Genomic DNA, 5,578 nt, shown 5'->3' with positions numbered 1-5,578 from the left:
GGTAAGATAGAGAAGTTGCCCTGCGGGCCTGGTTGTGATGACTGGGTCGTGGGAGCATCCGATCCTTGAGAACTCAACAGCGTGCACTTGTCAAATGCCAAATTATCCTCGTCTAGCTTCGGCTGGGTGAGAATTCCTTTGGATCAAAGACCAGCCCTTCCGGGGGCTGGCAATGGATGAAGTCAGCAATGAATTTGTCTCTTTGGTCAGCATCAAACTCGCTGCGTTCATCGTTTTCCCGGTGTTCGTATGCATTTCTTTTTTACGGAGAGTTTGATCCTGGCTCAGGATGAACGCTGGCGGCGTGCTTAACACATGCAAGTCGAACGGTGAACACGGAGCTTGCTCTGTGGGATCAGTGGCGAACGGGTGAGTAACACGTGAGCAACCTGCCCCTGACTCTGGGATAAGCGCTGGAAACGGCGTCTAATACTGGATATGTGACGTGATCGCATGGTCTGCGTCTGGAAAGAATTTCGGTTGGGGATGGGCTCGCGGCCTATCAGCTTGTTGGTGAGGTAATGGCTCACCAAGGCGTCGACGGGTAGCCGGCCTGAGAGGGTGACCGGCCACACTGGGACTGAGACACGGCCCAGACTCCTACGGGAGGCAGCAGTGGGGAATATTGCACAATGGGCGCAAGCCTGATGCAGCAACGCCGCGTGAGGGACGACGGCCTTCGGGTTGTAAACCTCTTTTAGCAGGGAAGAAGCGAAAGTGACGGTACCTGCAGAAAAAGCGCCGGCTAACTACGTGCCAGCAGCCGCGGTAATACGTAGGGCGCAAGCGTTATCCGGAATTATTGGGCGTAAAGAGCTCGTAGGCGGTTTGTCGCGTCTGCTGTGAAATCCGGAGGCTCAACCTCCGGCCTGCAGTGGGTACGGGCAGACTAGAGTGCGGTAGGGGAGATTGGAATTCCTGGTGTAGCGGTGGAATGCGCAGATATCAGGAGGAACACCGATGGCGAAGGCAGATCTCTGGGCCGTAACTGACGCTGAGGAGCGAAAGGGTGGGGAGCAAACAGGCTTAGATACCCTGGTAGTCCACCCCGTAAACGTTGGGAACTAGTTGTGGGGTCCATTCCACGGATTCCGTGACGCAGCTAACGCATTAAGTTCCCCGCCTGGGGAGTACGGCCGCAAGGCTAAAACTCAAAGGAATTGACGGGGACCCGCACAAGCGGCGGAGCATGCGGATTAATTCGATGCAACGCGAAGAACCTTACCAAGGCTTGACATATACGAGAACGGGCCAGAAATGGTCAACTCTTTGGACACTCGTAAACAGGTGGTGCATGGTTGTCGTCAGCTCGTGTCGTGAGATGTTGGGTTAAGTCCCGCAACGAGCGCAACCCTCGTTCTATGTTGCCAGCACGTAATGGTGGGAACTCATGGGATACTGCCGGGGTCAACTCGGAGGAAGGTGGGGATGACGTCAAATCATCATGCCCCTTATGTCTTGGGCTTCACGCATGCTACAATGGCCGGTACAAAGGGCTGCAATACCGTGAGGTGGAGCGAATCCCAAAAAGCCGGTCCCAGTTCGGATTGAGGTCTGCAACTCGACCTCATGAAGTCGGAGTCGCTAGTAATCGCAGATCAGCAACGCTGCGGTGAATACGTTCCCGGGTCTTGTACACACCGCCCGTCAAGTCATGAAAGTCGGTAACACCTGAAGCCGGTGGCCTAACCCTTGTGGAGGGAGCCGTCGAAGGTGGGATCGGTAATTAGGACTAAGTCGTAACAAGGTAGCCGTACCGGAAGGTGCGGCTGGATCACCTCCTTTCTAAGGAGCATCTGACGCTTCGGCGTCCAGAACCCAGTTCGGGAACGTTCGTTTCTCGCTGGGAGCTCATGGGTGGAACATTTGACATGGCATCGAGATCTGATCTTGGAATGAGTACGCCGCTTGCGGTTGGAAGGTTCTGGGTGAGGGGGTCGGTGCCTGCACGCTGTTGGGTCCTGAGGGACCGGATGCGCTTTGACCTTCGGGTTGGAAGCATTTGGTTACTCTGGGCCTTTCGTTGTTTCCCCGGTGGGGAAGCGGTGAGGGGTACCGCCCGTACTTTGAGAACTACACAGTGGACGCGAGCATCTTGCAGCAGCCTTCGGGTTGTTGCACAAGATGATCTTAAAGATCATTAGTCAATTTCTGATTCCATCTTCGGATGGGGTCGAGTTTTTGATTCAAACTCATGTGATTTCAAGTCTTTAAGAGCAAACGGTGGATGCCTTGGCATCTGGAGCCGAAGAAGGACGTAGCAATCTGCGATAAGCCTCGGGGAACTGATAAGCAAGTTTTGATCCGAGGGTGTCCGAATGGGGAAACCCCGCTGGGCGGCGTGCCGACCTAGTGACTCCCGCCTGAATATATAGGGCGGGTAGAGGGAACGTGGGGAAGTGAAACATCTCAGTACCCACAGGAAGAGAAAGCAACCGCGATTCCGTTAGTAGTGGCGAGCGAAACCGGATCAGGCTAAACCTAGCGTGTGTGATAGCCGGCAGGCGTTGCACGTTGGGGGTTGTGGGACTTTTCAGTCATCTCTGCCGAGGTGGCGGCGTTACAAGAAGGTATAGACGAACGGTCTTGAAAGGCCGGTCATAGAGGGTGCCAACCCCGTAGTCGAAATGCTTCTCTTGGCGCGAAGAGTATCCCAAGTAGCACGGGGCCCGTGAAATCCCGTGTGAATCTGTCAGGACCACCTGATAAGCCTAAATACTCCCAGATGACCGATAGCGGACAAGTACCGTGAGGGAAAGGTGAAAAGTACCCCGGGAGGGGAGTGAAATAGTACCTGAAACCGTTTGCTTACAAACCGTTGGAGCCTCCTTAGTAGGGGTGACAGCGTGCCTTTTGAAGAATGAGCCTGCGAGTTAGCGATATGTGGCGAGGTTAACCCGTGTGGGGTAGCCGTAGCGAAAGCGAGTCTGAATAGGGCGATTCAGTCGCATGTCCTAGACCCGAAGCGAAGTGATCTATCCATGGCCAGGTTGAAGCACGTGTAAGAGCGTGTGGAGGACCGAACCCACTTAGGTTGAAAACTGAGGGGATGAGCTGTGGATAGGGGTGAAAGGCCAATCAAACTTCGTGATAGCTGGTTCTCTCCGAAATGCATTTAGGTGCAGCGTTGCGTGTTTCTTGCCGGAGGTAGAGCTACTGGATGGCCGATGGGCCCTACAAGGTTACTGACGTCAGCCAAACTCCGAATGCCGGTAAGTGAGAGCGCAGCAGTGAGACTGTGGGGGATAAGCTTCATAGTCGAGAGGGAAACAACCCAGACCACCAACTAAGGTCCCAAAGCGCGTGCTAAGTGGGAAAGGATGTGGAGTTGCTGTGACAACCAGGAGGTTGGCTTAGAAGCAGCCACCCTTGAAAGAGTGCGTAATAGCTCACTGGTCAAGTGATTCCGCGCCGACAATGTAACGGGGCTCAAGCACGCCACCGAAGTTGTGGCATTGACATTATTGGTAGGCCTTCGTGGTCCAGCCGTGTTGATGGGTAGGAGAGCGTCGTGTGGCCAGCGAAGCGGCGGTGTAAACCAGCCGTGGAGGCTACACGAGTGAGAATGCAGGCATGAGTAGCGAATGACGTGTGAGAAACACGTCCTCCGAAAGACCAAGGGTTCCAGGGTCAAGCTAATCTTCCCTGGGTAAGTCGGGACCTAAGGCGAGGCCGACAGGCGTAGTCGATGGACAACGGGTTGATATTCCCGTACCGGCGAAGAACCGCCCAAGCTAATCCAGTAGTGCTAAGTATCTGAATCCCAGTGACTGATCCCTTCGGGGTGACGCTCTGGGCCTAGCGTACGACCCCATTCTGGTGCGGTTAGCGTATTAACAGGTGTGACGCAGGAAGGTAGCCCAAGCCAGGCGATGGTTGTCCTGGTGCAAGTGCGTAGGCCGAGTCGTAGGCAAATCCGCGATTCATTGAGGCTGAGACACGATGCGGATAAAAAGTGGGTGATCCTATGCTGCCGAGAAAAGCATCGACGCGAGGTTCTAGCTGCCCGTACCCCAAACCGACTCAGGTGGTCAGGTAGAGAATACCAAGGAGATCGAGAGAATCGTGGTTAAGGAACTCGGCAAAATGCCCCCGTAACTTCGGGAGAAGGGGGGCCTTCGGCGTATAGGGATTTACTCCCGAAAGCGTTTGGAGGCCGCAGAGACTAGTGGGTAGCGACTGTTTACTAAAAACACAGGTCCGTGCCAAGTCGCAAGACGATGTATACGGACTGACGCCTGCCCGGTGCTGGAAGGTTAAGAGGACCGGTTAGCCGTAAGGCGAAGCTGAGAATTTAAGCCCCAGTAAACGGCGGTGGTAACTATAACCATCCTAAGGTAGCGAAATTCCTTGTCGGGTAAGTTCCGACCTGCACGAATGGCGTAACGACTTCCCAACTGTCTCAACCGCGAACTCGGCGAAATTGCATTACGAGTAAAGATGCTCGTTACGCGCAGCAGGACGGAAAGACCCCGTGACCTTTACTACAGCTTGGTATTGGTGTTCGGTGTGGCTTGTGTAGGATAGGTGGGAGACTTTGAAGCATGGACGCTAGTTCGTGTGGAGTCATTGTTGAAATACCACTCTGGTCACTCTGGATATCTAACTTCGAACCGTAATCCGGTTCAGGGACAGTGCCTGGTGGGTAGTTTAACTGGGGCGGTTGCCTCCCAAAAAGTAACGGAGGCGCCCAAAGGTTCCCTCAACCTGGTTGGCAATCAGGTGTCGAGTGTAAGTGCACAAGGGAGCTTGACTGTGAGACTGACAGGTCGAGCAGGGACGAAAGTCGGGACTAGTGATCCGGCAGTGGCTTGTGGAAGCGCTGTCGCTCAACGGATAAAAGGTACCTCGGGGATAACAGGCTGATCTTGCCCAAGAGTCCATATCGACGGCATGGTTTGGCACCTCGATGTCGGCTCGTCGCATCCTGGGGCTGGAGTAGGTCCCAAGGGTTGGGCTGTTCGCCCATTAAAGCGGTACGCGAGCTGGGTTTAGAACGTCGTGAGACAGTTCGGTCCCTATCCGCTGCGCGCGTAGGAAATTTGAGAGGATCTGACCCTAGTACGAGAGGACCGGGTTGGACGAACCTCTGGTGTGTCAGTTGTTCCGCCAGGAGCACCGCTGATTAGCTACGTTCGGGATGGATAACCGCTGAAAGCATCTAAGCGGGAAGCCGGCCTCAAGATGAGATTTCCATACCTTCGGGTGAGAGGCTCCCAGCCAGACTACTGGGTTGATAGGCCAGATGTGGAAGTGCAGTAATGCATGCAGCTGACTGGTACTAATAAGCCGATGACTTGATAACACACCGTTTGTTGGTGCTACGCGTCCACTGAGTGGTTCTCGATGTACGGTCGAGAACCGCATAACAACAATGACTTTGTTATGTGTTTGATTGAAACATCAATAGTGTTTCGGCGGCCATAGCGTGAGGGAAACGCCCGGTTACATTCCGAACCCGGAAGCTAAGCCTCACAGCGCCGATGGTACTGCAGGGGGGACCCTGTGGGAGAGTAGGACACCGCCGGACTCCTTTTAAACAAAATGGCCACCCAACGCTGGGTGGCCATTTTGCGTT

Annotated in this window: 3 rRNA genes; all 3 read left to right on the top strand. The window is 54.4% G+C overall.

Annotation, left to right across the window (positions count from 1 at the left end):
- Positions 1 to 261 precede the first annotated feature (261 nt).
- The 3 genes from E0W80_RS18900 (at position 262) to rrf (ending at position 5,530) form a co-directional block, all read left to right on the top strand.
- Positions 262 to 1,785: ribosomal RNA gene (locus E0W80_RS18900) — 16S ribosomal RNA — on the top strand.
- 415 nt (positions 1,786 to 2,200) lie between these two features.
- Positions 2,201 to 5,305, top strand: a 23S ribosomal RNA gene (locus E0W80_RS18890).
- 108 nt (positions 5,306 to 5,413) lie between these two features.
- A 5S ribosomal RNA gene (gene rrf / locus E0W80_RS18885) occupies positions 5,414 to 5,530 on the top strand.
- Together the 16S, 23S and 5S rRNA genes form the textbook arrangement of a ribosomal RNA operon.
- Positions 5,531 to 5,578: the final 48 nt, after the last annotated feature.

The organism is Microbacterium sp. PI-1 (assembly GCF_004337555.1).
Lineage (GTDB): Bacteria > Actinomycetota > Actinomycetes > Actinomycetales > Microbacteriaceae > Microbacterium > Microbacterium aurugineum.
The sequence above is the reverse complement of the archived record's forward strand: the minus strand, read 5'-3'. Positions and strand labels throughout refer to the sequence as shown.